The following is a 26,369-nucleotide window of genomic DNA, read 5'->3' on the forward strand; positions in this document are numbered from 1 at the left end:
AAAAGGAGGATGTGTTCTATGATATTACAGGATACTTTTACATTGAGAAATGGAATTAAAATGCCGAAGCTGGGGCTTGGAACCTGGCAGATACCGGAAGGAGAGGAAGCATATCAATCAGTGCTTTGGGCTTTGAAGCACGGTTACAGGCATATTGATACGGCAATGGCTTACGGCAATGAAGCTAGTGTGGGCAGAGCCATTAAGGCTTCCGGGATTCCCAGGGAGGAGATCTTTGTTACGACAAAGCTTCCGGCTCAGTTCAAGGGCTATGAAATTGCCCTTGAATGCTTTGAGAAATCCCTGGCGGCATTGGACATGGATTATATTGATCTGTATTTGATTCATGCTCCCTGGCCTTGGGATAAAATCGGACTGGATTGCACCGAAGGCAACATCAGCAGCTGGAAAGCCTTTGAAGAAATCTATGACAGCGGCAGGGTGAAGGCAATCGGTATTTCCAACTTTGAACCGAAGCATATGGAGCCGCTTCTTGCCATGTGCAAGCATGTACCCATGGTGAATCAGATTCGTTTTCATATCGGTGACCGCCAGGAAGAGGTGGTTGATTACTGCCAGAAGCACGATATCCTGATTACCGCATATTCTCCTCTGGCGACGGGCCGGATTATTAACAACGAAGCAATTGTAAGAATGGCAGAGAAATATAAGGTGACCCCTGCACAGCTTTGCATCCGTTATTGCCTGGAGAAGGAGATGGTCGTAATCCCTAAGTCAACCAAGGAGGAACGCATTCTGTCAAATGCGCAGGTGGAATTTAAGATCAGTGCAGAGGATATGAAGGAGCTGGACCGAATATAGAAATAAACGGTCAGAGATAGAGCGGGTTTTCTGAAAAAGAAAGATCATGCCGTCTGGGTTTTATAGTTTAGCTGGGGATGACCGGTTGAGCTTTAATATTCAGGCGGCGTTTTTTAACAAATGTATTGCTATCCCCAATAAAATGTATTAATATGTTAAAAAGATAACATGTTGAACGTGTTACAAGCACCTTGTGACTCTTTTATCAATAATATTAGGGGGATATACAATGGACAATTCTGCTATGACAATGATGGAAGCACCAAAGAAAGTAAGGAAGGGCATTCCGGGGAGCACCCTGAAGCTGATAGCAATTATCGTAATGCTGATCGATCATACGGCGGCGACGATTCTGGATCGGATACTGCAGATCAGAGGTACGGAGAGTCTTAATGGGACGGATATCCAGGCGTCCATGAATTTTTTGATAGATAATGCCGGAATTTATACTGCCAATCTCATAATGAGATTGATCGGCAGAATTGCATTCCCCATTTTCTGTTTCCTGTTGGTGGAGGGCTTTAAATATACACGCAATAAATGGAACTATGCCATAAGGCTGGGCATCTTTGCCCTGGTATCGGAGATCCCTTTTGATCTGGCCCTTAAAGGTAAGCTGCTGGAGTTTTCTTATCAAAATGTATATTTTACTTTATTGATCGGTCTGTTAGCCATGATAGGATTTGAGCTGGTCAGAGAGAGACTGGCGGATAAGAAATGGCTGCCGCTGCTGGCGGTAGGAGGTGCCATTGCGGCAGGCTGCATGATCGCCTATGGTTTTTATTTCATCGTTCAGTTTGTCAGCGTAGTTCTCAGCACGGCGCAATTAGGATCGTATATCCGGCTGGAGACCGGAGCTTATATTACCATGGGAATTGTAACATCCCTTTTGGCTCTGCTGGTTTACTGGATCATAGGCAAAAAAGGAACAAGGCAGAAGGCGGGTATTTTATATGCCGATTTACTGATTCTGATTGCCGGGATGGCCTTGGCTCAGTATCTGAAAACGGATTATTCCGCCTTTGGAGTGCTGACTATTGCAGTGGTATATTGGCTGCGCAGGAGTAATGTCAAGGCAGTTCTGGGAGCCTGCATAACGCTGACAGTCATGAGCATCATAGAAGCAACGGCATTCTTAGCTTTGATTCCCGCTGCAATGTATAATGGTACGAGAGGGTGGAGGATGAAGTATGTATTCTATGTGTTCTACCCGGCGCACCTGTTGATTTTATATCTGATCTGCCGAATTATGAAGCTTGTATAATAGAACAGCCCCGGCGTCTTAAACGCTGGGGCTGTTCTATTATACAAGGCACCGCTTTGGAAGCAGTCAGCTATCCGCTGGAAAATGTAAGGTAATGGATATCTTTTTATCCTTATAATCCGCGGTGATGGAACCGCCCATACGTTCCGTCAGAAGCTTTGCGATAGACAGGCCGAGACCGGTGGAATTTACAGCGGTTTCTACTGTATAGAACCGGTCAAAAAGCCGGCCTACCATAACAGGAGTCAGATTTTCAGCCGTATTGGTGAAGATCATTGTTCCATTTTCCAGTAATGTGACACGGAGATCGCCATCACTGTATTTCAGCGAATTGCTGAGGACGTTCCCCAGAATACGGGATAGGGCAGCGTGGTTCAGAGTCCGGGTCACCTCCTGTTTGGGAATGGAGATGACCGGTATAATCTGTCTCCCGGTCAAGGCTCCATAATAGGAGGCCAGGCTGTCTTCCAGAACACGGTTTAAGGACAGCAATTCCCTTGTCTCATCCTTGGTGGAGATGATAACGGAGTATCGGAAGAGTTCTTCCGTAAGCTGCTTCAGCATTTCCGAACGGTTTTTGATCATGGAAAGGTACCGCTTTGCGGCCTCTGACGAAACATAGGATAGGTGCTGGCCGTCTGCCGTTGTTTCTCCCCGTTCTAATAAATCCAGATAGCCGCAGATGGCAGTCAGGGGTGTCCGCAGATCATGGGCAATATTCGTAACGGCTTCTTTTAGCTCCAGATCGCCTTGCTGAAAGCGGCGGCGTTCCAGCCGCAGAAATCGAAGCTGGATATTGAGTTCCAATGCCAGCCTGCGCATATAGGGGTCACGGGACGACAGGGAAATCAAGGTATTGGTATCCTGCTCCAGCTTAAGGGTAAAATCCGCACAGATTTCGCGGGCAGCCCCGTGAAGCGATATGATTTTACATAGTAAAAGCAGGATGATAATCATAAGAACCCCGCATAAGATACCCAGCCAGAACATGGGACCCCCTCCTTCCTTCAACGTATTACTTCAGATCCTTTCTCCGAAAGAAAAATAAACCGGACAAGGATGTTACAATGGTGATAACCAGGGAGTACAGCGGCATCTGCCACAGGTGCTCCGCAGAGCGGTTGGAAATCTGGAAGCTCTGACCGGTAGGAAGAAAATCATAGAAAAACTCGTAAACTGCCCGTTTGATACCCCGAAGAAAAAGGGGATTGGGCTCAGCCGCACCCGGAGTTACCTTTGTTGTACCGTCAAAGGTCTCTAACATAAGGTAATTACTGAATGTCTCCGGCTCCTGCAGTCTGGAGTTAATAATGACAGCCAATAAGATCAATGAAACAATGCAGATCATGCTGACAATTGCCGTGATTGCTTTATTGGAAATCAACATACCAATCTGGGTGAAGATGGCAGAAAATGCTGCAATCATCATTATGCTGTCCAGAAATAATATAAGGATAGTTATGCCGTCCATTTGTATGGGACCTAAAAGCGGAAGGCCGATAATAAGCGTTGTAATGACACCAGCCAGTGACATCAGCAAAGCAGCGGCGGTACAGACAATCAAATGGGAGAGATAGATGGCATTTCTCGTATGCCCGACTACCAGTTTGTTGCGGAGCGTTCCATCGCTATATTCTGTGCCAAGAAACAGGCTGCAAAAAACAGCGGTAAGAAAGCCGATGGGAATCGCATACCCAAAAAGTACAACATCCATACTGTTCGGTTCGTAAACGGTTTGCTGGAGTATAACGTTGGCAATGAGCGCGGACATAACAATTATCCCAAACCAGAAGGACTTTGCCTTTATCAGACGGGAAAAATGGGCTGACAGTAATTTATTCATGCTGTATACCTCCCATAAGATTGACATAATAGCCCTCCAGGTCTTCGTTGTGTTCCTGTACGGAAATAATTTCACAGTCTACCTTTGCAAGGGACAGAACAAGCTGGGAAATATTCAGCTGGGCAAAAACATCTGCCTCAGTGCCGGAGAGAATGTTATATTCCAGCCCCATGCGGTCCAACACCTGAATCAGAGCCTTAACATCGGTAACCTCCAGCCGGATACATTTTCTGCATACCGCATCCAGATCTTTTGCGCTGATCTCCTTGATCATCTGGCCGCAGTCGATAAAACCGTAGTGCGTGGCAAGGCGGGACAGTTCGTCCAGAATATGGCTGGAAATGAGCACGGTGATCTGCTGTTCCCGATTGAGCTTCAAAATCAGCTCACGCATTTCGATAATACCCTGGGGATCAAGCCCGTTATTCGGCTCATCCAGCACCAGAAAGTCGGGATCTCCGGCAAGGGCGATGGCAATGCCCAGGCGCTGGCGCATACCGAGAGAAAAATCCTTTGCCTTCTTCTTGCCGGTACCTTCCAGATCCACCAGCTTAAGTAACTCGGGAATCCCGTCAAACGAAGGGATACCCAGGACCCGGTACTGCTCTTTCAGATTGTCTGCAGCGGTCATATTGAGATAAATAGAAGGGGTCTCCACCACCGCACCCATGCGTCTGCGGGCCTTTATAATATCTTTTTCAGTATTTTTCCTGCCGTAGAGGGAGTATTCCCCGGCAGTTGGTATCTGGAGTCCGCTGATGAGCCGGATCAGAGTCGTCTTTCCCGCACCGTTCTTACCGATGAAGCCGTAGATAGCGCCTTTCGGAACATGCATGGAAAACTGGTTTAATGCCTTGAAATGACCGTACTGTTTGGTCAGGGCATTTGTTGTTAAAACATATTCCATTTTTGTTGCCTCCTTTTCTTATACATAAGAGCAGTCCGTAAAGGGGAACCGCCCGTTGTCCGGGAATAAGATAAATTCCTTAACAACCATAGGCTAACATCAAAGAGTTAAGAAACCGGTAAAGAAAAGGGTTAAGAAATGGTAAAGATTTATTCCGGATTCAATTTAAAGCCGATTCCCCATACGGCCTCGATATAGTCCCTGCCGCCAATGTCCCGTAATTTCTTCCGCAGGTTGCTGATGTGGATCTTCAACGAGGACTCGGTGCAATCCGGGGTGTCCTCACTGATCAAATCAAGGAGAGCAGATTTGGTCATGACCTGATTTGGATTCTGAATTAATAATTTTAAAATGGCATACTCAGTCCGGGTAAGCTTAATAAAGCGGTTCTGCACCCCTGCTTCACGGGTAGAGGTATACAGAGTCAGATCTCCGCAGGATAGTGCGTTGGCTTGGCCGGATGCAGCAGCGCTGCGCAGCTGTACGGAGATACGGGCCAGAAGTTCTCCTGTGTCAAAGGGCTTTGTCATATAATCAGCAGCACCTCCCAGGAGCAGATTGATCTTATTCTGTACATCGAATTTTGCGCTGATGACAATAACCGGGATACCCTGAAGCTGAGGCAGCAGCTCCTCCCCGGAGAGCCCGGGCAGCATCAGATCAAGAAGAATCAGGTCCGGTCTGTTCTGCGTCAGCAGGTACAGCGCTTCTGTGCCGGAATAAGCCCGAAGAGTAGAATAGCCTTCTTTTTGCAGAACCTCTTCCAGCATATTTCCTATATAGACATCATCGTCAATGATGGCAATTGTTTTCATATGGATACCTCGCCTTTGTCTTTGTGGTTTATAGCTAATATACTACGTGCGGAGACAGATATCAACATTTGTTAGGGATCTTTTAAAATAGTTTCGCTTGTTTATTCAGGAAACTGATCAAAAAATAAAAAAGAAATTTATGAAGAAGAATAAAAAAGGTCTTGATATTTTTCAATCTTTATAATAGAATAGGTGAGTAGTCTGTTTCAAGGATAATAGACGATATGTGTTATATGCTTCCCTAGCTCAGTTGGTAGAGCAACGCATTCGTAATGCGTAGGTCGAGGGTTCGAGTCCCTTGGGGAGCTGTTATGGAAAGCCTTACAATTCAAGGATTGTAAGGCTTTTGTATTTTGTGAAATATGAGGTTGAAGTATCATTCAACGGACAAATAACGGACAATTTATTAAAACGGTCATTTGGCTTCAAGATTTGAGCTGTTATTCCGGTAAAGGAGAGAAGCTATTTTATCGGAAGCTCGCTCATCGGCGCCTTTGAGACGGTGGCCGTAAATGTTTTGTGTAGTGCTTACCTTCTTATGGCCGAGCCGTTTTGATATGGTGATGGGATCTTCTCCAGAGTAATATAATAGGCTTGCCTGGGTGTGCCTGAACTTATGTGGATGGATATGGGGAAGCTTATATTTCTTTGTGAATTCTCGGAGCCACTTATTAAGGGAATCTGGATGAATTGCAGTTCCGTTATCCTGGGTGAAACAGAAGCCGGTTTCTATCCAGTAATCACCACACTGTAATTTATACTGCAGCTGCTCCTTTCGATGGGCGGCAAGGATTCGCATGATCTCCGGTGCAATGGTAACAGTCCGGTCTTCATTAGTCTTGGTGGACTCCTCCAGATATATTCCCCGATCTGGTGTATATTGCAGATTGCCATGAATATCGATCTTATTATTCTTGAAATCGACATCTTCCCAGTGCAGCCCAAGGACTTCACCCCGGCGGGCGCCCGTATCAATCAGCAGATCTGTGATAGACTGCCATTTTAAAGGTTGCTGCAGGAGAGCATCCCGGATAGCAAGAACTTCTTCCAATTCAAAGAATTCGGCTTCGTGCTTGTCTACCTTTGGAGGGGTGGCTGTGTCGGCTATATTGTACATGAAGATATGTTCCTTCACGGCCTGAGCAAATACCATATGAATAACCCGGTGATGATAGAGAATAGTTTCAGGAGAAAGGGGTTCCCCGGTCTTTTTGTTAGCCCCAGGCTTGCCCAACTTCATATAGAACCGGTTCAGATGCGCACCCGTGATATCCGTAAGCTTCATATGTCCAAATTCTTCATTGATACGTTCCAGGAGCTGCCTGTACCTGTGAACGGTCCGGTGTTTCTTATCACGTTCTTTCAGCTCCATGACATAATCACTGTATTCCTTGAATGTTTTCTTGTCCAGTGGAACAGCTCCGGCCTTGCAATCAATCTCAAACTGAGCTGCTACCCGGTCAAGCTCCTTTTTAATCTTGTTCTCAGACTTCCAGCCTTCGGGGATCTGCCAGGTCATGCTGTAAGGCTTAAGCTTCTTACCTTCCGGATCCCGGCCCCGATATACTTCGATCTGGTACGAAGTGATATTACCGTCTTTGTCCTTCCTGGGGGTTTTACTTGCCATTGTATCATCTTCCTTTCTGTAGAACATCAGTTTTGTGATGCACTTGATTAAGGCTTATGGTATAATGACTTTGTATTAGATGCATCATATAAGCCTTATGGGTTTATAGTATCGTTTATGAAAGCCGTCCTGGTTGCAGCCGGGGCGGTTTTTTGCTCTTAAAAACATTGACATTGCGCATACTCGCAGTGTATAATATACTTAACAAGACAGCCGGAGGATAGCTCGAACCTATCCGTCCTGGTGAAAATAATTTGCAAAATAGCGCCTTACTTTACCAGAGTGGGGGCGCTATTTTTTTTGCTTGTCATTTCTGACAAGGGTTATTATAGCTACAAGCATGATTACAAAGGTGAATAGATCACTGTATGTAATATACATTGGCACCAACCCCCTTCCTGCAAGACTCAGGACGGAAGGCAGCGCCCCACCGGCTGTCTGATTAAGAATATTAGGTTGTCAATGAATTTAAATAGTTTTTACTTTCTTTTATCTCGTTGTGTTTTTATAAACTCAGCAAATTCCATTATTTTAAGCAGCTCCTCTGGTGTGAAATCTTCTGTATTATAGCTGATTTGAAATATCTTGCCATCTATATTTTTTTTGATGGTTTCCCCTACTAACTTAGCGGCAATCGGGGAATTATTCAAATTATCCTTTAATGGTCTATTGCTGTCCCACCCTATAAGATAATCAATAGTAACACCAAGAACACCTGCTATTGCTTCAAGAGTATCCATATTGGGTTCTCTGTGATTATTCTCATAATTCGCATAAGTGGATTTAGGAATATTTAATTTGTCTGCAACATCTTTTTGTGTATATCCTTTTTCTACCCTGGCTCTTTTTATTTTATTTCCTATCTGTATATATTCATTAATTCCCATGTGTTTTTACCTCCTGGTTATAATGTATCATAATGTATTCAAAAATGCAAATATTATTTAAAAATGTCTTGACGTATTCAAAATAGAATACTATAATACATACATGGTATTCGAATATGAATACATAAATCAATATAAGGAGGTCAATAATGAATATTGAAAAGAATAAGTTCTTGATTGCAATGGCGAGAGGAAGCTTTACTGTTAATTCTCTAGCGAAAAAATCAGGGATAGGGCGTGTTACTATTTCTTGTATTAAGAATGGTAAAGTAACATCTGTTCAACCGGATACACTTGGTAAATTAGCTGCTGCTCTTGGTGTCGATGTAACCGAGCTGATCGAGAACTAAGTTGAGGATTAGAAAGGAGTCAATATGTCAGTAATGATTGAAGAGCAGGAAACATGTATAAATTTTAGCCGTGAAGATGAAAGGGCAATAATTTATACCTCTGATACCACAATGATGACGAAATTAAACAAACTAGTTGAATTACAGGACACAGAATGGAAGTTAGAGAAGGTTTCAAAGTTAGGTAATGGCGAAGTCATAGGAAGAACATATTCTTGTCCGGCTGGATTCGTATCTTTCCGTTCCAAAAGAGTAAAAAGGGAGTACACGGAAGAGGAAAGAAAACAAATAGCAGAAAGATTATCTCGCAAATAGGATTTACGAATTGTAATCTAATAGGCTTATGGAATTTTAGATAATAAAGACATGAAGGGGTATAAAGTATTATCTAATGTAAGACAAACACTGAAATAACTATTGTGTGTGTAATTTAACTTTCACCCGGCAGTTCTGCCAGGGTAAAAGGAAATCTAGATATTGGCTGATCTGAAGGCCAGGAGAACTATATTGAATAAGTTTATTCGACGTCGAATAAGAAAGGAGCAGTGCAATGAGTATTCAGGAATGTACTCAGATGATGGAGCAGCTCATACGAGAGGAAGGGCAACGCCTGGGCATAGGAAGCCCGGATTTCATCCGGAGACACAATGAGATAATGGAGGCGGCAGATCGGCAGTTGCTGCTTGACCTGGCCATGGAACAGAGAGAGGAGGCGTAAAGGATGCAATACATAATAACCGGCAATAACGGGGGACAGAGGATCACCAGAACGGCAGCCAATGACTTCCTGGCATTCACTATCATAGGGCAGTTAAGCCAGGACGGAGTAACAGATATCTGCATGAGGGAAGTGAAGCAGGAGGAACCCAAGGTACAGAAGCTTCCGGAGCAGGAGCCAGCGAAGAGCAGCCAGGTACCCGCCCGGATGCGGACTATTACCCAGGTGCTGGAGTATTTCAAGCAGGAGGATCCGGAAAGCAGTATTTCAGAGTATTATCTGCGAGGACTGATAAAGCAGGGGAAGGTTCCGGTATTCTATGCCGGCCGGAAATGCCTTGTAAATCTGGACAGGCTCATTGAATATCTGAACAGCGGATTACCGGAAGCAGAGCCGGAGCCGGTAAAGAAGGAATACGGGAGACTTAGGCGGGTAGGTGATTAGGTGACAAAAGAATATACAATGAAACAATGGGCGCTTGCCTATGCGAATAAAGGATTGGCAGTATTCCCGCTTCTGCCCAGAGATAAAAAGCCATTAACACAAAACGGCTGCAAGGATGCCACTACGGATCAGAATCAGATTAATGCATGGTGGGATAAGCATCCTAATGCCAATATCGGTATTGCTACCGGGTACATATCAGCAGGGTTGCTCGTTATAGATCTTGATATAGACGAGGACAAGGGTATTAATGGTTATGATACTCTAAAACGTTGGGAAGCTGTACATGGTAAGCTACCGGATACCTGGCAATCAATTACCGGCAGAGGCGGTTATCATTTATTTTACTGGAGCTTAGAGCTAATTCATAACCGTGTGAAAATCATGGAAGGAATTGATATTCGTGGTGAAGGCGGTTATATAGTAGCTCCGCCGAGTATTCACCCAAACGGAAGGCGGTATGAATGGGAGCAGTCCCCGGAAGAATTTGAACTTGTGGAAGCACCGGATATTGTACTTACATTCCTAAACCAAAAAAGTGAGGAGCAGAAAAGTTTCACTTCTCCGGTTATTATCCCAGAGGGTAAAAGGAACAATACCCTGTTCAAAATGGCCAGTTGCTTGCAGGCCAGGGGGCTCGACGGTGAGGCAATCATGGCGGCAGTATCAAAGGAGAATGAAAGGAAGTGCCAGCCGCCGTTGTCAGATAAGGAGATCAAGAAGCTGGTCAACAGCGCCCTTAAATATGAGAATGGTAACTTCCCATATTATCAGACCATATATGATAAGGGGATATTTAAGCCGGTAAAGCCAAAAGGTAACCTTGACATTATCACAGCTAAGGAGCTGCAGGGATTGGATATTCCGCCGCTTAAGTTCATAGTTGAAAAGCTATTACCCTTGGGGCTTATTGTCCTGGGAGCTCCTCCGAAGTCATTCAAAAGCTATATGTGCCTTGATATGTGCTTAAGTATCTGCCAAGGGATTGACTTCCTGGGATTTAAGACGAAAAAGTGCAGTTGTCTGTATTTAGACCTGGAGAGCACCAGACGGAGACCCAAGACCCGATTAGAGCAGATATTAAAAGGGCAGCCTGCACCGGACAACTTGTATATAGCAACAAAGGCGGAAATGTTAGGGAATGGATTTGAGGATCAGCTCAGAAGGGAGAAAACGAATCGCCCAGATATAGAGGTTGTTGTTGTGGATGTGTTCAAGCGGATCCGTCCCGGGAATACCAAAATCAAGGATAATTATGAAAGGGATTATGAGGACTACGGTATGATTAAAGCGCTGGCGGATGAGTTGAATATCTCTATCGTGCTTGTAACCCATACCACAAAGATGAAGCACCCTGATGATCCATTCAATGAACTTACCGGATCAGCTGGGGTGATGGGATCCATTGACGTAGCCTGGATCATCAGGAAAGAAAAACGGGAGGATGAAGTTGCAAGGTTTTACATAACTGGCCGTGATCTGGAAGAACAGTGCTATGAAATGAAGTTTAGCAAGTTTGACTACAAATGGAATAAGCTGGGCGCACACAAGGACATGGAGCAGTTGCGGAAAGAGCTGGAATATAAGGCCAGCCATATAGTAGGAACCATAAGGAAACTTGTGGAGCAGAACGGGGGTAGCTGGAAAGGGACAGCAAGCGAAATCATAAAAGCAAGCCAGTACTTCGGGTTACATATCCATGATAAGGCTCAGCAGGTGGGACAGAGAATTAATGAATTTGCTGAAATGCTCAGAGAAATAGATTGCATTGATTTTCATAGGACCTCTACGAACAAAACAAATGAATATGAATTTACGTTAAATAATCCGTTTGTTGTAGTCGGGGGCAATGTTTCCACCGTTTCCACAGTTTCAACTATTTCAACTATTCCCACCGTTTCCACCAATCAAGAAAGTGGAATAGAAGTGGAGTAGAACAAAGTGTTCGTTTCCACTTATCAACCCTTTTATTTATGAGGGTTCTAGAAATTTGGTGGACATGGTGGAAAAGGTGGAAACATTATTAAGAATAAGGAGAGATTAAAATTATGATAGCAGGATGTGACCGTATAATCTTTAAAGGCTTCAGTGAGAAGGCCGCCAGAATGATAGCCGAAGAATTGAACAAACAGAAGCCCAAGAACGAAATGGCATTAGCGAATGTAATAGCTGAACTGGGTGCTACTGTATGTGTAACAGTTATGGGTGACACAGTAATGGTTTCAAACATGACAGGTCTATTTGATAAGTATATGGAGGATGCCGAATGAACGATGAATTGTTAAAATCCATCCTGGAGGCCCTGCAGGGTATTAATGAAGGCATCCAAAGACAAAATGAGCAGTTGGACCGGCTGAATGATATCCTGGATAGCATCACGGATTCATTCCAGGGCAGATCACATCTGAATGTTGTGGCTTCCGTCTATGGGAATTAAGAGAAAAGCCCTTTCCAATGTTGGCGCATCGGAAAAGGCCAATGTAACCCGTCAACCAAGCAAAGCCGGAATTACATCTTAAATCTATCACAGGTGAAGCTCCGGCGCAAGTAGAAAGGAGCAGATTTACATATGAGTTATGTATTCGAGGAGCTTTTAATGGAAATTGACAATATAAGCCTTAACGATGAAAGCATCAGCGTGAGCCAGGCAAGTGCAATTATTGCGAAGAATGATAGATCAAGATATGGCTGCATTAATGATGCATTTAAATTAGGCTATGTGATGGCACAGGGCAAAGAGCATAGACAGGAGGTGCAGCCATGAGCATGGTGGAAAGTATTAAGCTTTTGCATTGCCTAAATGAAACAGGGATAGATAAAGTCCATGAGTTTTTGGAAGAATTAGTGCATGATCCGGAATGCCTGCAAGTCACACCGGAGCAGCTTCAGCAGGGGGCAGCCGTTACAAGAAGACAAGCTGAGGAGGAAATGCGCAAGGCAGAGAGAGAAGCAGAACAGAAAAGACGTAACCGGCGGCAGGAGATTAGGCAGCAATATGCTACTGAATTCAAGCTGATAGACAACAGTAAGGCATTCTGGGAGCAAGAAGACATCCTTAAGGCAATCAATGCTACGGATGAATATGGTGGAGTATTCGTCCTAACAAGAGCCTATAACTGGGGTTATATCCAGGGCGAGAGAGCGGAGCGGGCACGCAGGAAGAAGGTGCAGCCATGAGCGGAGCGGCAAAGGACATAGCACCATCTATTAGAAAGCTCCTGGCAGTAATGCCACTGGACGCATTAAAGGAGACGGAGTGCAGCTTCCTGCAGGGGATGAACAGGAAGGGAATCGATACCCCGGCATGTCAGCTCTTTCTCCAGGATGTAAGGAAGGAACAGGCCAGGCGGCAGGAGGTGCAGCCATGAGCAGAACACTGATGATTAATACTTCCCGGAAGTGCCTGAAATGTGGTACATATCATTCTCTGGATCGGGATCACTGCCCGGAGTGTGGCCGGTATCTTTATATCATGGGCAGCATGTACCAGCCGAAGGTGAGGAAGGGAGCTGATCGGCATAGCTGACAAGAACAATATCAAGGTATCTTATAATAACCCGGCATTCCTGGATGAGGTTGTGAAGAGGCTACAGCCAGTTAAGAGGGTAAAGGTTTCCGAAAGGGAGCATAATGGTTTTAAGAAGGCCTACATTGAGTTGAAAGCTAAAAAGTAACCTCCACTTTCCTTCACGAAAAGGATACTCTAACCCCGGTTTTATAGCACGATATTGACATGTAGAAATAGCTGTAAAGCCGGGCATCTAAAGAAAATCTATTGCGATACCCTGGCATAGGTGGTATAATAAGCTTAGAATAAATGAATAGATAGTACCTCCAGCCGATGCGCTGGAAGTCTTATTACAAGACGTGGGAATGATCAGGAGTTAAGCTCCGGTTGTTCCTGCGTCTTTTTCGTTTATTCGAATCCTCCTTTCCTGTTTTGTCATAGATGCTCCAGGCTCCTGAGCATGAGGTTAAAAGGCTCTTACTCATAAGAAGGGAAGAGGATTTGTTTGAAGGGAGGAATACCGGGATGTTTCAAAGGGATTCAGAAAACTGGAATAAACTTAATTTCACGGGTGCCGGGGAATATGGCTTTCCCATGCTGCGTCCGGAGAAATTAGAGACTAATGCATTCATACCGTTCAATTATGCAAAGAGCTGTCGGGATCCCGAAGGAAAGGGAATTCATTTCTTCCTGCATGATTACCAGTTCCATAGATTATGGGATATGCCGGACCGATACATACCCATGTTCAAGCGCTTTGAATGTATCTGTACACCGGATTACAGCCTGTACATGGATATGCCGAAGGCAATGCAGATATATAACCACTACAAGAAACAATGGATAGGAGCCTACTGCCAGGCCTTCGGCATTACGGTGATCCCTACCGTGTCCTGGAGTGACGAGAGCAGCTATTCCTGGTGTTTTGATGGAATACCGTCCGGATGTACGGTAGCCGTCAGTAGTGTTGGATGTATGAAGAACAAAGATGATACGGAACGGTTTATACGGGGGTATATCGAGATGATGAGAAAGCTTACACCAGAAAAGGTAGTATTCCATGGAACGGTTCCGGCGGATGTTACAGGTGAAATAGTAACAATCAGCAGTTTTCAAGAGAAGTTTGTGAGAAAGGAAGGCGAATAGGATGGGAGGAAGGGGGAGCAGCAGCGGGAAGAGCAGTACAACGGGCGGTGTAGGCGGTTCCGCTCCGGCTTCATCAGGGAAAAGAGCGGGATCAAGCCGTTCCTCCGCTGGTGTAGGTGGCGGAGGAAGCACACAAAAACCATATACTCCACCAAAAACACCGGTCAAGAAGATGAGTGATAAGCAATTACGCTCAGAGCTTGAAAAAGCAGCAGGGCATTTTTATGCCAGCGGCAAAAGCGGTATAAGCTTTGGTGGACGGGATCCCTACCAGGCAGCTAAGACCCTGGCGAATCAAAAGATGAGCAGGGCAAAGATGGAGAAGGATTATAAGTCAATACTAAAAAGAATTTAAAGGAGAAGAGAGATTATGAGTAAGAAAGTAAATTTAATCAAGTTATTTGGAGAATTCAAGGACCGGTATAACAGCCTGCAGGTGAAGCTGAATGAAATCAGACAGAGCAGCGCATACACCGATACCGGTAAGGAGCAGGCCATTAATAAGCTAATGGAGGAATTCAAGCCTACGGTGCAGCTCTATCATGATAAGGCCGTGGAGTATATTGACGGAGGCCTGGCTGCTTTACAGGAGAAATGGAAGGCCAACAGCGCCGGGAGGCTTTCTGATGCCGGGTATCAGCTGGGCCTTGCCAATGTGCTGAAGATGCTGGAGTCCGGGGCGATCCGTGACAGGGACGATATGCAGAATATCATTGATACTTACAGGGATGATTTCAATGCTATGGCCACAATCAAGAACCTGATCTCGAAGCATGACCAGGCTATGGAGTTTGCAGGGCTTATCCCGGCTGATAACAGGGAGTATAACAAGCGGCTCCTGGGACAGTTGAAGGGGAATGTTGATCTACATATTAATCCCGGAATGTCAGCAGTAGGATCCAGCACCGGAGATCCCTTCCTGGGTAACAATTCGGTATCATTGGCAATGGACAGCATGGCTGAGTTTGTAAACACCCGACTGAATGATGATTTATCGTTACTATAGCAGTAATATGGCCCCATATGCTCATAACCGGGTGTATGGGGATTTTCTGATAAGGAGTGAGAGCTATTAAGAATATAGATAAGCTGATCAGCCAGGCACGGAAGCAGCTTGATCCGGGCGGGGTCAGAGGGTTAATGGTAAGTAATCCGTATATAGGGAAGGGCTATGAAGAGCTTCTGGATTATTTAAGTGCTGCCAACTACAGGGCACCAGGAAAGCCTTCTCACGAATGGGACCAGTTCATGTATGCGCTTATAAGCGCCCCACGGTACGGATCGGGCGATCTGCTGGAATAGGTAGGTGATGATATGGCAGCTAAGATCAGGCTAAAACTGAATACTCCTATGGAGGTAAGGCGAACTCTAGTGAGGGTGTCTAACATGGTCGCTAATGGGGAAATGGATGTCAAGTCAGCAAACAGCATCATTCTGGCCTGTAATGCCGTCCTGGGGGCTATCCGGATTGATGAGCAGGAGAAGAAGATTGCAGAGCTGGAGCAGCTGCTCAGAGAGATGAGATAATCACTGATGCCGGCGCCAGCAGTTGCGATATCGCAACTTAATCCTATGCGTATAAGCCATTTTCGCCAGCGAAAATCTACGGACTTCGGATCCAGTCGCGCCGGCTGGACTGTTTCATGACAGTGGATCCGTTTGGTGTAGAAAAAGGGAATGATCTTCCGTTTAGACCAATTGGTCACAACGGAGAAAAAGGCACTACCCGTAAAGCTTTAGCAGAAATCTCTGACCGGTAGTAGCGCCGGCGCTACTCGGGAGCGTGTGCGAAAAGACTAACAGTTACTAACCTTGCAAAACTTAACACATAGGGCCTTAGAAATGTTACAAAATGATACAGATACAGCCCTCGTAAATCCTGGTATCGATAGAGTTTTTCGGTTTATGTGGTGTCTGGTAGTTGTAAACCTGTATCATTAATTTATATAGGGGAGAGGTATTATGACCAACGAGGAATTAGTGGATCAGATCCAACACGGGATTGATCCTGGAAACAATATAGAGCAGCTTTACCAACAGAATTACCGCCTGATCTTCCAGATTGTCCGTAAATATGCCTATAGGGATGAAATGGATGACTTACTCCAGGAAGCCTATTTTGGGCTGTATGAGGCTGTGAAGCGCTATGAGGACACAGCAGGAGTGAAGTTCATGTCGTATGCTACATACTGGATCAGGCAGGCGGTTCAGAGATATCTTGAAAACAATGGGCGCTGTATCAGGATCCCTGTAGCCATGCAGGGCAATATCCGGAAATATCACAGGGTAATGGAAGCCTTCCTGCAGGAGCTGGGGAGGAAACCGGCAGACCGTGAATTATGCTATTACCTCAACATAAGCAAGAAAGCATTGGAAGAGGTCAAGAAAGCCGTCTGTGCTGACCGGATCCAGAGCCTTGACGAATACCTTCCTGGTACCGAGGAGCTGGAGTTGGGGGACACGGTAAGGGATTACAGCGTTGACCTGGAGAATGACATTGTAGATGGCATGATCGAGCGGAGCAAGAGGGCGGAGCTGTGGCAGATCGTGAAGGATAATGTTACCCAGGAGGAGAACACTGTTATTACGGCCAGGTTCCGGAGGGGACTGACTTTAGAGCAAACAGGGGGACAGATCGGGAAGTCCAGGGATATGGCCAGGCAGATAGAAGGCAGCGCATTAAGGAAGCTCAGGAGGTCAAGGATAACCAGGCATCTGGAGGAGAGGTTTGAGGTCAACTATGCCAGGGGGTACCGGGGCAGTATGAGCAGTTTCAGAAATACTGGCACTTCCATAGTGGAGAGCATAGCGATCAGGAACGAGGAGGACATGAGGAGATATGGCAGTGTATAGAAATCATGAGTATTACATAGACAGGACGGCCGGGGAGGCTATCCAGAGGGTGTGCGATAACGCACATAGAAAGAAGCAGAACAGGCTCTGGGGTGACCGGCTGACATACCGGATTGGGGAAGTGATGGGGGTGGAGCTATCATTCCTCTTGCATGAAGAGTGAACTGATTAAGTGGTATTATCTTCCGATATGGAGATTCCCATGACGGTATACGGTATTTTGCTGCCCACCATCGACATAATGTTGAACCCTATGCAGTCAATACCGACACTGGGGTTTTATGCAACAATTCGGATAACATAGCCGTTTACCGGCAGCATATAAATGAATAGTATTCTGACGTCAGATCAGGCACTTGCTCCGGCAGGTGTCTTTTTGTTGCAGAAAAATGGGACATGGTGTATAATAAAGGAAATTATTGAACAGGGAGGAAGGATTTTGAATAATCAATTATTAAAAGTGACGCACAAAGGCAAGTTAGATATCGGAGAGATAACTGTACCATGTGCAGTACTTGAAGATGGCACAAGAGTCTTAAGTGAAACTAGCATAACCAAGGCAATACTAAAAACTAGATCTGGGGCGGCGAATAGAAAGAAAATGTCAGAAAAAGTTAGTGTTCAATTGCCAATTTTCTTAGCTTCTGAATCCCTCAAGCCCTACATATCAGATGATCTTCTTAGTGGAGCTCATATGATAAATTACTTAGATGGCAAGCGTGAAATAAGAGGATATAATGCATTAGTGTTACCAGCAGTATGTGATGTATGGCTTAAAGCACGAGAAGAGGGGGCTCTAAAGCCTAGTCAATTAGTTAAAGCACAGAGCGCTGAAATATTAATGAGATCATTGGCTAAGGTCGGGATAATAGCGTTAATCGATGAAGCGACAGGATATCAGGCAGATAGAGAAAAAGAAGCGCTTCAAAAGCTTCTTGCATTATTTGTATCCCAAGAGTTGTTACCATGGATAAAAACATTTCCAGATGAATTTTATAAAGAGATGTTTAGATTAAAAGGATGGGATTATAAAGGTAGGCTAAAAACGCCATATGCTGGTAAATTAACAAACTATCTTGTGTATGACAGATTGCCAGAAGAAGTTGTGAAGGAACTTAAAAGGTTAAATCCATATGTGCAGAATAAAAATTATAGGAAGCATAGACACTTTCAGCATTTAACTGAAGAATACGGTTATATACAGCTAAAATCACAAATCTCGACAAGTATGGCTATGATGCGAGGCTTTGATTCATGGAATGATTTTGATACGGTATTTAGACGATCATATGGTATTACGGAACCTTTAGAGGATACTAATGAGCAACTTGAAATGAATTTGGACGAATTATTGACATGATAGATGATTTTTTAGAACGAAACAGGAAAACGGACTTCCAACGGACACAAACCTCAAATGATATAAAATTTTATGATGAATTGGGAAATAATAATTAAATATGAACTCATGAAGGCCTTGATTTACAAGCCTTTGCGAGATACTATGAAATATGGCAGTATATCGTAAAAAGCTATTTTCAGTATTCGTAATGCGTAGGTCGAGGGTTCGAGTCCCTTGGGGAGCTGTTATGGAAAGCCTTACAATTCAAGGCTTTACTTATACAGCGATGTATGGGTAAGCTCTTGCGGGGAACGCCGTGAAGCGATATGCTTCACGGCGTTTCTCGTCTTACGGATATTTATCTTGAAAAAAGTTTTGAAAACGAATATTGTTCAAAAAATACTGTCTATATAAGTGAGGGCTTCTTATATTTGAGCGAGGGAGGGGATACTATGGAGGATGTTGAAATTATTGATTTATACTGGAGCCGGGATCAATCGGCAGTCAGTGAGAGCAACGCGAAATACGGGCGGATGCTGAAAGGAATTTCCTTTAGCGTTGTGCAAAACCATGAAGATAGTGATGAATGTGTAAATGACACCTACCTGAAGGCCTGGAATACCATGCCTCCGCAAAAGCCCAACAGCCTTGCGGCATATTTGGGACGAATCACACGCAATATATCCATCAACTGCTGGTATGCAAGTCATGCGAAAAAGCGCGGAGGAGTAAATCTGCTTATAACAGAGCTGTCGGAGTGCATTCCATCCGCCTGTTCCGTGGAAAAGGAAATGGAGGCAAATGAGTTGTCGGAATTTATAGCGGAGTGGTTATATTCGCTGGCTCAGGACGACCGTGTTTTATTTCTGCGCCGATATTGGTTTGGGCAAAGCCTGAAAAGCCTTGCGAAGGAATGCGGCACCACGCCTAACAAGCTGGCCGGCCGGATGCATCGCTTGCGGGAAAAACTGAAGCTGGCTCTTGAGAAGGAGGGTATTTTATTATGAAAGCAAAAAAGCTGTTTGACGCTATTACAGATGTGCCGAATGACCTGATAGAGGAGGCAGGCAGAACAAAGCTTAGGAGGGAATGGAACGCTTGGAAAAGGCCGGTGATGATTGCAGCTTGCCTGGCTTTATTTATTGTGGCTGTCTCCATTTTCCCGCGATTCGGCAGAAAAACAGAAGGCGCGCTGCTTGATGTGAAGTTCCCCCAGGCATATGCTTTTGATGACATCGAAACAAAGCGGGCCATCATAGACAGCAATCCGGTGGAGGAAGGCTTTTTTGAGGTGCTGAATGAATTTTCCTATAAAACCTCGGCACAAATCCTTTCGGACAGCAGCGGAAATACGAATTATTCTCCGTTGTCCCTGTATTATGCGTTGGCGATGGCGGCAACGGGGGCAAAAGGGAAAACGGCGGAGGAGCTGCTTTCCCTGTTAGGGGTGCAGGATCAGGCCATGCTTTCCGTACAGTGCGGAAATCTCTACCGCTGGCTGTATACCGATAACAAAATAGGGAAGCTGAAAATCGGCAATTCCCTATGGATGGACCAAAGCATCAAATGGGAAAATGACTTTATAAAAAATGCAGCCGAGAATTTCTACGCTCAATCCTTCAGCGTGGACTTTTCCGATACGAAAACAGCCCAGTCCATGGGGAAATGGATAGCGGATCAGACGCACGGCGTGCTTAAACCGGAGGTGAAGGTTGATCCTGAGCAGGTTCTTTCCATCCTCAATACGGTTTATTTCTATGATGAATGGATCGACCGGTTTGACAAGTCAAAAACGGCGGAGGATATATTCTACCTGCCGGACTCTGCCGGGGTGAGCTGTGATTTCATGAACCGGAAGTATGCTTCGGCGGGCTTTACAAAAGGGGAGGGGTTCACCCGTTCCGGTCTCAGCTTGAAAAATGCGGGGCGCATGATTTTTATCCTTCCCGATGAGGGAGTTTCCCCGCGGGAACTGTTATCCTCCCAGGAGAAAATGAGAGAAGCCTTTGAGGAGGGAGAGGATGGGCATGGAGAGGTCGTGTGGCAAATTCCCAAATTCAGTTTCGGGTCAAAGTTTAATTTGGCGGAGACCCTGCAAAGCTTTGGCGTGAAGGCAGCCTTTGAGCCGGATGCGGATTTTTCGGGCATTACCCGGCAAATGGCCTTTATAACGAATATCAGCCAGGAAACCCATATCGGCGTTGATGAAAACGGTGTTGAGGCGGCAGCTTTTACAAGGATTGACTATGTTGGCGCCGCACTGCCCAAGGACAGAGCCGATATGATTTTGAACCGCCCGTTCATTTATGGGATTACCGCGTCTGACGGTACACTGTTATTTGTTGGCATATGTGAAAATCCTACTGCAGAATAAGGCAGCGGAGCCTGTTTGAGTACAGTGAAAGCGAAGCTGAACCGCAAGGGAGGGCAGCCAGTGTGTTAAGCCGGCTGCCCTCCCTGCGTATATCAGGATTATATCTCAAGCTCCATTTTATCCCGTTTCCGCTCCATACCGGGCGGGTATTGAGTATATTCATACCGCTTACAAGTTATTTCTAAAATCCTCCAGCGTTATGACGATAAACAAATATTGCAAGTTAGCAGAACTTGTTTTAAAATGATGAATAGTACTATTTGCAGAGGAGAGACGGACATGGTTAGTTTACCGGAAGGATATTCAGAAATAAGGAAAATTGATTTAATGAAGAATAAAAAGGAGGCTTTACTGGTCAATGGGCTTGCGTTAATCATAGCGGCTATGATGATATTAATTGCCAATGTATTTATGCCTCTCACGAAGGAATTTGCGAGAATAGTACGGAATGAAAGCGGGGAGGTCTTTATATTTCCCCTGGTTATCCCGCTTCTTATATTCTACCTGCTGGCTCATGAGGCCGTTCATGGCTTTTTTATGAAGAAGTTTAGCGGAATTCGTGCAAAGTATGGATTTAACGGGTTATATGCTTATGCCGGAAGTGAGGCTTTTTTTAATAAAAAGCATTACATGATTATTGCGCTGGCTCCTGTGGTTTTGCTGGGGAGTATACTTATCCTGGCGAATATCCTTGGAGGGGCAGATTGGTTCTGGTTCATATTTTATATACAGATAACTAATCTGTCAGGGGCAGCAGGAGACTTATATGTCTCCGCGATAATGCGAAAATTGCCGGAGGATATATTAATACAGGATATGGGTGTGTCTATGACCGTGTATTCAAAAGCAAAATAATTTTTAGACAGTAGTATAAGAGAGGCCATTGCAAAGCAAATTTTATTTACTATATATGACGGTGCCTTGGGAGAGAGTCTTAACTGCCTCCTCATAGAGGATTTGATTTTACAGATATTTCACACTCCATCCTCAGGATATGTTGTCACATACCACACACTTTTGCATCGGCCTCTTCTAATCGAAATTCTGATTTTCACTACCGGGCAATAATTTGGCTGATAACACCGCGCAGAAGAATATCGGTTACAGAGGCTTGTATTTCCTCGCCTTTATCATGCAGATACATCCAGCTATGGTAAATCGCCTGAAATGCATAGGATACCTTCTGAATATCGCAGGAAAAGCGTACACCGTGATGATACAATGATTGAGCAGCATCAAAATTTTGTCCCTGGAAGGCGGAAAGCCGTTCCCTTGAGACCTTCCGGGCAATCAACTCTACGGTTGCCGTATCCATACGGGCCAGAATCGGATATTGCAGCATCTTCTTGTTCATAGCCTCAAATACCTGCAGGATACGGTCTTCGTCCGGTAAATTTGAGTTGGCATCTAAAATAGTATCCAGTTCTTTAAATATTTTCTGCTGTATGTTCTGGACGATGTCTAAATACAGATATTCCTTACTTTCATAAAAGGTATAAAAGGAAGCTTTCGCAATTCCCACGGCTTCTGTCAGATCATCAATTGTTACCTTTTTGATTCCGTGTATTGTAAAAAGCCTTTCACCCTCAGTAAGGAGTTTATCGGATATTCTTTCCTTTTCATTTTCGCTGAAACGCGGCATGTAACCACCTCCATGTATGCTGCTATTTAAATCGAATGTGCAGAATCTGACTTCTGTTCCTGGTTGCAGGCAAGACATTCAGTAATCTGAGAAGCATGGGCTGACGCTCTTTCAAAAGATTTCCGGCGCTCCATGACCGGATTAATTCAATACCGGAATGCAGCTTCTCGATCTCTTTGGCGCTGTCAATTCCCCACAAAAATGTACTGCTTATTTTCTTATTAATAAAGTAGCTGTGAACAATATCGAAAAACATATGGGCCCCGGGAAAACGATTTGCTAAAAGCGTAAGTATTTGTGATACCTCTTCCTCTGTAAAATACATAAGCAGACCCTCTGCAATAATGATGACGGTGCTGTCATCGGGAAGAGAGATTTCCTCTGTCCATGCCGGATCTAAGACCGATTTAGAGATAAACCGGATACGTTCATTTTCAGAAAAGAACTGTCTTCGAAATTGAATCACATCCGGCAAATCAAGATCGTACCATTTAAAAATACCATTATCCATCCGGGCTAACCGAGTGTCTAATCCTGCGCCCAGATTAATAATTGCGACATTGGAAGATTGGGATACAATACGCTTTACTTCATCATCAATAATTCTTGTACGCGCCAGGATGCCCAGTGTGGAGATCTGGCCGCCGTCTGTTATTTTATCCTCCAAATTCATTGTCTTAAGAATCTCAGCAGATTTTTCGTCTGAAATGACAGGGTTATCCCTCACGGTTTCGGCAGCGCGGGCGGCCAGAGGAATAAATAAGGTTTCTGATATCGGCGGTAAATTACTGCAGTTTTTTGTTTCCATCATCTTCACTCCAATTCTTAAAATTTATGCCGCAGACAGCACAGCTTCTCTGCTCCGGTTTAACCTGATTATTTCCGCAGGTCTGGCATTCGAACAAACCATTTTTTAACGGCAGGCGAGAGCGGGAGTTGGCACTATAGTATTGATCTATTTTCTTGTCCTGGTAAAACTCAATTCGGAGCAAAAGAAAAAGAAATAGAAGAATGATAAATCCTAATACCAGAAACCCTTTTGCCAAGAGTTGAAGCTGCATTTGTCCTGTCATTGCCGAAAGCAAATGAAAGATTACCGGCAGAATAATGAGACAAACCCCTGCGCCGCATAGTATCTTGTGACCGTAACCGATAGAATTGATTTTTTTCATTATGAAAGCCTCATACATACTAAAAAAATTATTTCGTATATATAGTATAATTCTTGATTTGACAGATGTCAAGAGAATGGGAAAAGTGCTGTAAGAAAAGAAAAAATTTAACCGGTAATAAATCAGCCCCTGTCAAGCAGACAGGGGCCGGTCTTTCTTCTGTTTTTATTACCAGTTCTTAATGGGCAATCCATAACTATCTCTGAAACTCCCAAGAAGAATTAATAGGAAATCAACGAAAGCTCCAATACCAAACAAGCCGCCGGTAAAGAGGTATAAGATACCGGTTCCTATCTTTCCGGCATAAAATCTATGTACTCCGATTACCCCAAGAAAGAGGCACAACAGCAATGAAACAAGCCTGCTTTTGGGACTGACCATATAGCCTTGCGCAGCATTATTGTTTGTATTTATATTGCTGTTTGTATTGGCATTATTAATTACGATATTGGGTTGCTGAGTCTGTTGAATGGATAAAGCCTCCGACACATGCTCCCGGCAATAATTTCTCCCTTTGACGTCAACCAGACAATCAGGGCAGAAAAACTTACCGCAGTAAGTACATGTTCCCGATGCTTCCTTTTCCGGGTGTTGAGAACAGTTCATAAATATAACCTCCTTATATTATAAATATAATATTGTTTCCAGATTACAATATTATAACAGGTTGTGGAATAAATATCCACAAAAAATTACAAGCCCCCGTACAGCCATTTGCTTTCTGCCGCTATCAACTCCGGCTGATAGTGCTGATACCCCATATAAGATAAATTGGGGGCGTTACATTTATCACATACATAATAATCCGAGTTGTATATCGGGGCATCGCAGTAAGCACACGGATGGACATTGTGTACAAAACATTTTGCATCCTCATTATAGAAATGAGTATACAGAGCCTTATCAAATACAGTCATTTTATGAGAAACTGTTCTGCGGTACCAGCGGCGGTAATCATCAAAGGCATATTGGGCAGCCTCCTGGGAGATATGGAATGTCTTCGCAACATCGTTCTGGTTCTTGCATCCCGCATAATGTATAGCCATCCTGGGAGCCAGAAAATGACTTGCAAAAAAATCTGCCTCCTTTTCCTGCTCGAAAGAGGGGGCTTCGCCATGGTTCAAGACGATATGCCCAAGCTCATGCATCAGGGTAAATCGTCTTCTGCCTTCGGGCATCCGATCGTTATAACAAAGCTTCCCCTTATAGTTCAAGGCGTCGTCGCTATAGCTGATGCAATATTCACGCAGAGCATCCTCCAGGGACGAATAGGGGTATACGCTGATCTGATAATGCTTAAGGACAGCAAGGCAGTTAATGGGGAAGGAATGAACGGCACATTCCTCAAATACCTTCAGTGTAGTAAATTTTATGTATTCGTGGTCCATATAAAGCAAAGCCCCTTTATAGTTCGGATAACATCTTGATAAGCTTCATCTTCTCCTCCGTTGAGAGGTTCTTTCCATTTCTGGCTATCAGATACTGCAGATCCTCATAGGTAGGTTCTTCCGGGGAGATACCCTGTGACATCTCGTCCAGCTGCTCGACGGTAATGCCTAAAGCCTTGCACATTGCTATTACGTTATTTACATTGGCTTTTCCAGCACCTTTTTTCAGAATGGTATATACGGTGCTTTCCGGAAGTCCGCATTTTTCTGCAAAAGCCCTGACGCTCATGCCGCTTTCTTTAATTAACTGTTCCAAAATCTTCGCCTTTTCCAATTTCTACACCTCGCTTATGTTCTATAAAGTAATTATATACGAGATTACGAAAAAGGTAAAGAATAATTTGCGTAAATACGCATATTAGGAAAACTAATTCAATTCAAATTTGCGGAATTACGAAAATTGATGCTTGACAATTCACGGAATACCGAGTATATTAAGATCAAGAATTGCGGGATACCGTAAATGCTTTCAACGAAAAGGAGCGTGTAAAATGTATGAAAATTTAATGAGTGCCATGCATAGAAAGCACATTACTTACAGCCAGATTGCGAAATTGTTAAAATGTCAGCTTAGAACAGTCTCTGACAAGGCAAAGGGTGATATTGAAGCAGGGTTTTCGATTGATGAAGCATTATTAATAAAAAATGTATATTTTCCGGAGTATGATATAGGATTTCTGTTTGCCAGAAAATCATAACACAAACAGAACAAATGTTCTAAAAAGATCATATCACATTTGTAAATGGGTGTCAATTGTTAAAATGAAATAGGAGGGTGACGGATGATGGAGAACGAAGAAAAGAAGGAATATCTTTGCAGTTATAAGAGCTTGTGCAGAAAGCTCCAGTCCCTGGAGGAACAGTTATGTTCTCTCCGGGAAACAGAGCAGTCGGCTAAGGCGCAGCGGCTGTCCGATATGCCTAAGGGAGGCAGGCAGACGGATTTGTCCGATGCTATGGTACGGATGGAAGTAATATTCACAAAGGTAGTCAGGGAACGAGGGCAATGTATGAAGAGAAAGCTTGAAATTGAAAACCGGATTTCCGATATGGGAGACGGGATTGAGGGCAGCCTTCTTCATAAGCGGTACATAGAATTCAAGACCTGGGAACAGATATGTGAGGAGATCGGTTACAGCTGGAGACAGACACATAGACTGCACGGCAAGGCCTTAAGCAATTTCAGGATGGCATAGAATGGCACATA

At 44.3% G+C, this 26,369-nt stretch carries 38 protein-coding genes and 1 tRNA gene; 27 read left to right on the top strand and 12 right to left on the bottom strand.

Features of this window, described 5'->3' with window-relative positions:
* The first annotated feature begins 18 nt into the window (after window positions 1-18).
* Entirely contained in the window at window positions 19-822 is an 804-nt protein-coding gene (locus tag HNQ56_RS21475; RefSeq protein WP_429150299.1) for an aldo/keto reductase, read from the top strand.
* 229 nt (window positions 823-1,051) lie between these two features.
* Window positions 1,052-2,086: a TraX family protein gene (locus HNQ56_RS21480; RefSeq protein ID WP_429150301.1), complete on the top strand. Its 1,035-nt coding sequence runs from the start codon at window positions 1,052-1,054 to the stop codon at window positions 2,084-2,086.
* Window positions 2,087-2,152: 66 nt separating this feature from the next.
* Here HNQ56_RS21480 and HNQ56_RS21485 read toward each other — a convergent pair whose 3' ends face one another.
* From HNQ56_RS21485 to HNQ56_RS21500, 4 genes are all read right to left on the bottom strand, one after another.
* Window positions 2,153-3,076, bottom strand: coding sequence for a sensor histidine kinase (locus HNQ56_RS21485; RefSeq protein ID WP_429150303.1), 924 nt, complete (start codon window positions 3,074-3,076; stop codon window positions 2,153-2,155).
* A 25-nt stretch (window positions 3,077-3,101) separates the two neighbouring features.
* Complete coding sequence (locus HNQ56_RS21490) at window positions 3,102-3,929, bottom strand: ABC-2 transporter permease (protein ID WP_429150304.1); 828 nt, start codon at window positions 3,927-3,929, stop codon at window positions 3,102-3,104.
* Window positions 3,922-4,836 (bottom strand): ATP-binding cassette domain-containing protein, encoded by a 915-nt coding sequence (locus tag HNQ56_RS21495; protein WP_429150306.1) that lies wholly within the window; start codon window positions 4,834-4,836, stop codon window positions 3,922-3,924. Before HNQ56_RS21495 ends, HNQ56_RS21490 begins: the two co-directional genes overlap by 8 nt.
* Before the next feature lie 149 nt (window positions 4,837-4,985).
* On the bottom strand, window positions 4,986-5,651 hold the full coding sequence (locus HNQ56_RS21500; RefSeq protein ID WP_429150308.1) for a response regulator transcription factor: 666 nt from the start codon (window positions 5,649-5,651) through the stop codon (window positions 4,986-4,988).
* Between the two features lie 235 nt (window positions 5,652-5,886).
* Between HNQ56_RS21500 and HNQ56_RS21505 the strand changes: the two genes are divergently transcribed.
* Window positions 5,887-5,959, top strand: a tRNA-Thr gene (locus tag HNQ56_RS21505).
* Window positions 5,960-6,066: 107 nt separating this feature from the next.
* On the opposite strand, the gene HNQ56_RS21510 is transcribed toward HNQ56_RS21505, so the two are convergent.
* Entirely contained in the window at window positions 6,067-7,278 is a 1,212-nt protein-coding gene (locus HNQ56_RS21510; protein WP_429150310.1) for a site-specific integrase, read from the bottom strand.
* Between the two features lie 479 nt (window positions 7,279-7,757).
* Entirely contained in the window at window positions 7,758-8,165 is a 408-nt protein-coding gene (locus HNQ56_RS21515) for a helix-turn-helix domain-containing protein (protein ID WP_429150312.1), read from the bottom strand.
* Between the two features lie 149 nt (window positions 8,166-8,314).
* Between HNQ56_RS21515 and HNQ56_RS21520 the strand changes: the two genes are divergently transcribed.
* The 22 genes from HNQ56_RS21520 (at window position 8,315) to HNQ56_RS21625 (ending at window position 21,755) form a co-directional block, all read left to right on the top strand.
* Entirely contained in the window at window positions 8,315-8,515 is a 201-nt protein-coding gene (locus HNQ56_RS21520) for a helix-turn-helix domain-containing protein (RefSeq protein ID WP_429150314.1), read from the top strand.
* Window positions 8,516-8,539: 24 nt separating this feature from the next.
* Window positions 8,540-8,830, top strand: coding sequence for a hypothetical protein (locus HNQ56_RS21525; protein WP_429150315.1), 291 nt, complete (start codon window positions 8,540-8,542; stop codon window positions 8,828-8,830).
* A 235-nt stretch (window positions 8,831-9,065) separates the two neighbouring features.
* Complete coding sequence (locus HNQ56_RS21530) at window positions 9,066-9,233, top strand: hypothetical protein (RefSeq protein WP_429150317.1); 168 nt, start codon at window positions 9,066-9,068, stop codon at window positions 9,231-9,233.
* Window positions 9,234-9,236: 3 nt separating this feature from the next.
* The gene (locus tag HNQ56_RS21535; protein ID WP_429150319.1) at window positions 9,237-9,677 is read left to right on the top strand and encodes a hypothetical protein; all 441 of its coding nucleotides are present in this window, start codon (window positions 9,237-9,239) and stop codon (window positions 9,675-9,677) included.
* 18 nt (window positions 9,678-9,695) lie between these two features.
* Window positions 9,696-11,612 carry a bifunctional DNA primase/polymerase gene (locus HNQ56_RS21540; protein ID WP_429150321.1) on the top strand — a complete coding sequence of 639 codons (1,917 nt, stop codon included), beginning with the start codon at window positions 9,696-9,698 and terminating at the stop codon, window positions 11,610-11,612.
* Between the two features lie 113 nt (window positions 11,613-11,725).
* Window positions 11,726-11,947 (top strand): hypothetical protein, encoded by a 222-nt coding sequence (locus tag HNQ56_RS21545; RefSeq protein ID WP_429150322.1) that lies wholly within the window; start codon window positions 11,726-11,728, stop codon window positions 11,945-11,947.
* Window positions 11,944-12,114 (top strand): hypothetical protein, encoded by a 171-nt coding sequence (locus tag HNQ56_RS21550; protein ID WP_429150323.1) that lies wholly within the window; start codon window positions 11,944-11,946, stop codon window positions 12,112-12,114. Before HNQ56_RS21545 ends, HNQ56_RS21550 begins: the two co-directional genes overlap by 4 nt.
* A gap of 132 nt (window positions 12,115-12,246) precedes the next feature.
* Window positions 12,247-12,441: a hypothetical protein gene (locus tag HNQ56_RS21555; RefSeq protein WP_429150324.1), complete on the top strand. Its 195-nt coding sequence runs from the start codon at window positions 12,247-12,249 to the stop codon at window positions 12,439-12,441.
* The gene (locus HNQ56_RS21560; protein WP_429150325.1) at window positions 12,438-12,854 is read left to right on the top strand and encodes a hypothetical protein; all 417 of its coding nucleotides are present in this window, start codon (window positions 12,438-12,440) and stop codon (window positions 12,852-12,854) included. Before HNQ56_RS21555 ends, HNQ56_RS21560 begins: the two co-directional genes overlap by 4 nt.
* Window positions 12,851-13,045: a hypothetical protein gene (locus tag HNQ56_RS21565; protein ID WP_429150327.1), complete on the top strand. Its 195-nt coding sequence runs from the start codon at window positions 12,851-12,853 to the stop codon at window positions 13,043-13,045. The genes HNQ56_RS21560 and HNQ56_RS21565 overlap by 4 nt, the downstream gene beginning before the upstream one ends.
* Window positions 13,042-13,203 carry a hypothetical protein gene (locus tag HNQ56_RS21570; protein WP_429150329.1) on the top strand — a complete coding sequence of 54 codons (162 nt, stop codon included), beginning with the start codon at window positions 13,042-13,044 and terminating at the stop codon, window positions 13,201-13,203. Before HNQ56_RS21565 ends, HNQ56_RS21570 begins: the two co-directional genes overlap by 4 nt.
* Before the next feature lie 507 nt (window positions 13,204-13,710).
* Window positions 13,711-14,331 carry a DUF4417 domain-containing protein gene (locus tag HNQ56_RS21575; RefSeq protein WP_429150330.1) on the top strand — a complete coding sequence of 207 codons (621 nt, stop codon included), beginning with the start codon at window positions 13,711-13,713 and terminating at the stop codon, window positions 14,329-14,331.
* A 1-nt stretch (window position 14,332) separates the two neighbouring features.
* On the top strand, window positions 14,333-14,686 hold the full coding sequence (locus tag HNQ56_RS21580) for a hypothetical protein (RefSeq protein WP_429150332.1): 354 nt from the start codon (window positions 14,333-14,335) through the stop codon (window positions 14,684-14,686).
* Between the two features lie 15 nt (window positions 14,687-14,701).
* Complete coding sequence (locus HNQ56_RS21585) at window positions 14,702-15,337, top strand: hypothetical protein (RefSeq protein WP_429150333.1); 636 nt, start codon at window positions 14,702-14,704, stop codon at window positions 15,335-15,337.
* Between the two features lie 56 nt (window positions 15,338-15,393).
* Window positions 15,394-15,633, top strand: coding sequence for a hypothetical protein (locus tag HNQ56_RS21590; RefSeq protein ID WP_429150335.1), 240 nt, complete (start codon window positions 15,394-15,396; stop codon window positions 15,631-15,633).
* A gap of 48 nt (window positions 15,634-15,681) precedes the next feature.
* Window positions 15,682-15,858 carry a hypothetical protein gene (locus tag HNQ56_RS21595; protein WP_429150336.1) on the top strand — a complete coding sequence of 59 codons (177 nt, stop codon included), beginning with the start codon at window positions 15,682-15,684 and terminating at the stop codon, window positions 15,856-15,858.
* Between the two features lie 435 nt (window positions 15,859-16,293).
* Window positions 16,294-17,184, top strand: a complete 891-nt coding sequence (locus tag HNQ56_RS21600) for a sigma-70 family RNA polymerase sigma factor (RefSeq protein ID WP_429150338.1) — start codon at window positions 16,294-16,296, stop codon at window positions 17,182-17,184.
* Window positions 17,171-17,347, top strand: a complete 177-nt coding sequence (locus HNQ56_RS21605) for a hypothetical protein (RefSeq protein WP_429150340.1) — start codon at window positions 17,171-17,173, stop codon at window positions 17,345-17,347. Before HNQ56_RS21600 ends, HNQ56_RS21605 begins: the two co-directional genes overlap by 14 nt.
* A 162-nt stretch (window positions 17,348-17,509) precedes the next feature.
* Entirely contained in the window at window positions 17,510-18,544 is a 1,035-nt protein-coding gene (locus HNQ56_RS21610) for a P63C domain-containing protein (RefSeq protein ID WP_429150342.1), read from the top strand.
* Window positions 18,545-18,978: 434 nt separating this feature from the next.
* Window positions 18,979-19,533, top strand: coding sequence for an RNA polymerase sigma factor (locus HNQ56_RS21615; RefSeq protein WP_429150344.1), 555 nt, complete (start codon window positions 18,979-18,981; stop codon window positions 19,531-19,533).
* Window positions 19,530-20,900 carry a serpin family protein gene (locus tag HNQ56_RS21620; protein WP_429150346.1) on the top strand — a complete coding sequence of 457 codons (1,371 nt, stop codon included), beginning with the start codon at window positions 19,530-19,532 and terminating at the stop codon, window positions 20,898-20,900. Before HNQ56_RS21615 ends, HNQ56_RS21620 begins: the two co-directional genes overlap by 4 nt.
* A 327-nt stretch (window positions 20,901-21,227) precedes the next feature.
* Complete coding sequence (locus HNQ56_RS21625) at window positions 21,228-21,755, top strand: DUF3267 domain-containing protein (RefSeq protein ID WP_429150348.1); 528 nt, start codon at window positions 21,228-21,230, stop codon at window positions 21,753-21,755.
* A gap of 199 nt (window positions 21,756-21,954) precedes the next feature.
* Here HNQ56_RS21625 and HNQ56_RS21630 read toward each other — a convergent pair whose 3' ends face one another.
* The 6 genes from HNQ56_RS21630 to HNQ56_RS21655 all read right to left on the bottom strand — a co-directional run bounded on the left by HNQ56_RS21630 (window position 21,955) and on the right by HNQ56_RS21655 (window position 25,418).
* Entirely contained in the window at window positions 21,955-22,542 is a 588-nt protein-coding gene (locus HNQ56_RS21630) for a TetR/AcrR family transcriptional regulator (RefSeq protein ID WP_429150350.1), read from the bottom strand.
* 22 nt (window positions 22,543-22,564) lie between these two features.
* A complete protein-coding gene (locus tag HNQ56_RS21635; protein ID WP_429150352.1) occupies window positions 22,565-23,353 on the bottom strand; it encodes a class I SAM-dependent methyltransferase in 789 nt (262 codons plus the stop codon).
* Window positions 23,328-23,714 carry a hypothetical protein gene (locus HNQ56_RS21640; protein ID WP_429150354.1) on the bottom strand — a complete coding sequence of 129 codons (387 nt, stop codon included), beginning with the start codon at window positions 23,712-23,714 and terminating at the stop codon, window positions 23,328-23,330. Before HNQ56_RS21640 ends, HNQ56_RS21635 begins: the two co-directional genes overlap by 26 nt.
* 168 nt (window positions 23,715-23,882) lie before the next feature.
* Complete coding sequence (locus tag HNQ56_RS21645; protein WP_429150355.1) at window positions 23,883-24,320, bottom strand: TM2 domain-containing protein; 438 nt, start codon at window positions 24,318-24,320, stop codon at window positions 23,883-23,885.
* Window positions 24,321-24,406: 86 nt separating this feature from the next.
* Window positions 24,407-25,102 carry an ImmA/IrrE family metallo-endopeptidase gene (locus HNQ56_RS21650; protein WP_429150357.1) on the bottom strand — a complete coding sequence of 232 codons (696 nt, stop codon included), beginning with the start codon at window positions 25,100-25,102 and terminating at the stop codon, window positions 24,407-24,409.
* A gap of 16 nt (window positions 25,103-25,118) precedes the next feature.
* On the bottom strand, window positions 25,119-25,418 hold the full coding sequence (locus HNQ56_RS21655; RefSeq protein WP_429150359.1) for a helix-turn-helix domain-containing protein: 300 nt from the start codon (window positions 25,416-25,418) through the stop codon (window positions 25,119-25,121).
* Window positions 25,419-25,653: 235 nt separating this feature from the next.
* On the opposite strand from HNQ56_RS21655, the gene HNQ56_RS21660 reads away from it, so the two are divergent.
* Window positions 25,654-25,860 (top strand): DNA-binding protein, encoded by a 207-nt coding sequence (locus HNQ56_RS21660; RefSeq protein WP_429150361.1) that lies wholly within the window; start codon window positions 25,654-25,656, stop codon window positions 25,858-25,860.
* 84 nt (window positions 25,861-25,944) lie between these two features.
* Window positions 25,945-26,358, top strand: coding sequence for a DUF1492 domain-containing protein (locus HNQ56_RS21665; protein WP_429150363.1), 414 nt, complete (start codon window positions 25,945-25,947; stop codon window positions 26,356-26,358).
* Window positions 26,359-26,369 lie beyond the last annotated feature (11 nt).

This window comes from Anaerotaenia torta, assembly GCF_050433395.1.
GTDB lineage: Bacteria > Bacillota > Clostridia > Lachnospirales > Lachnospiraceae > Mobilitalea > Mobilitalea torta.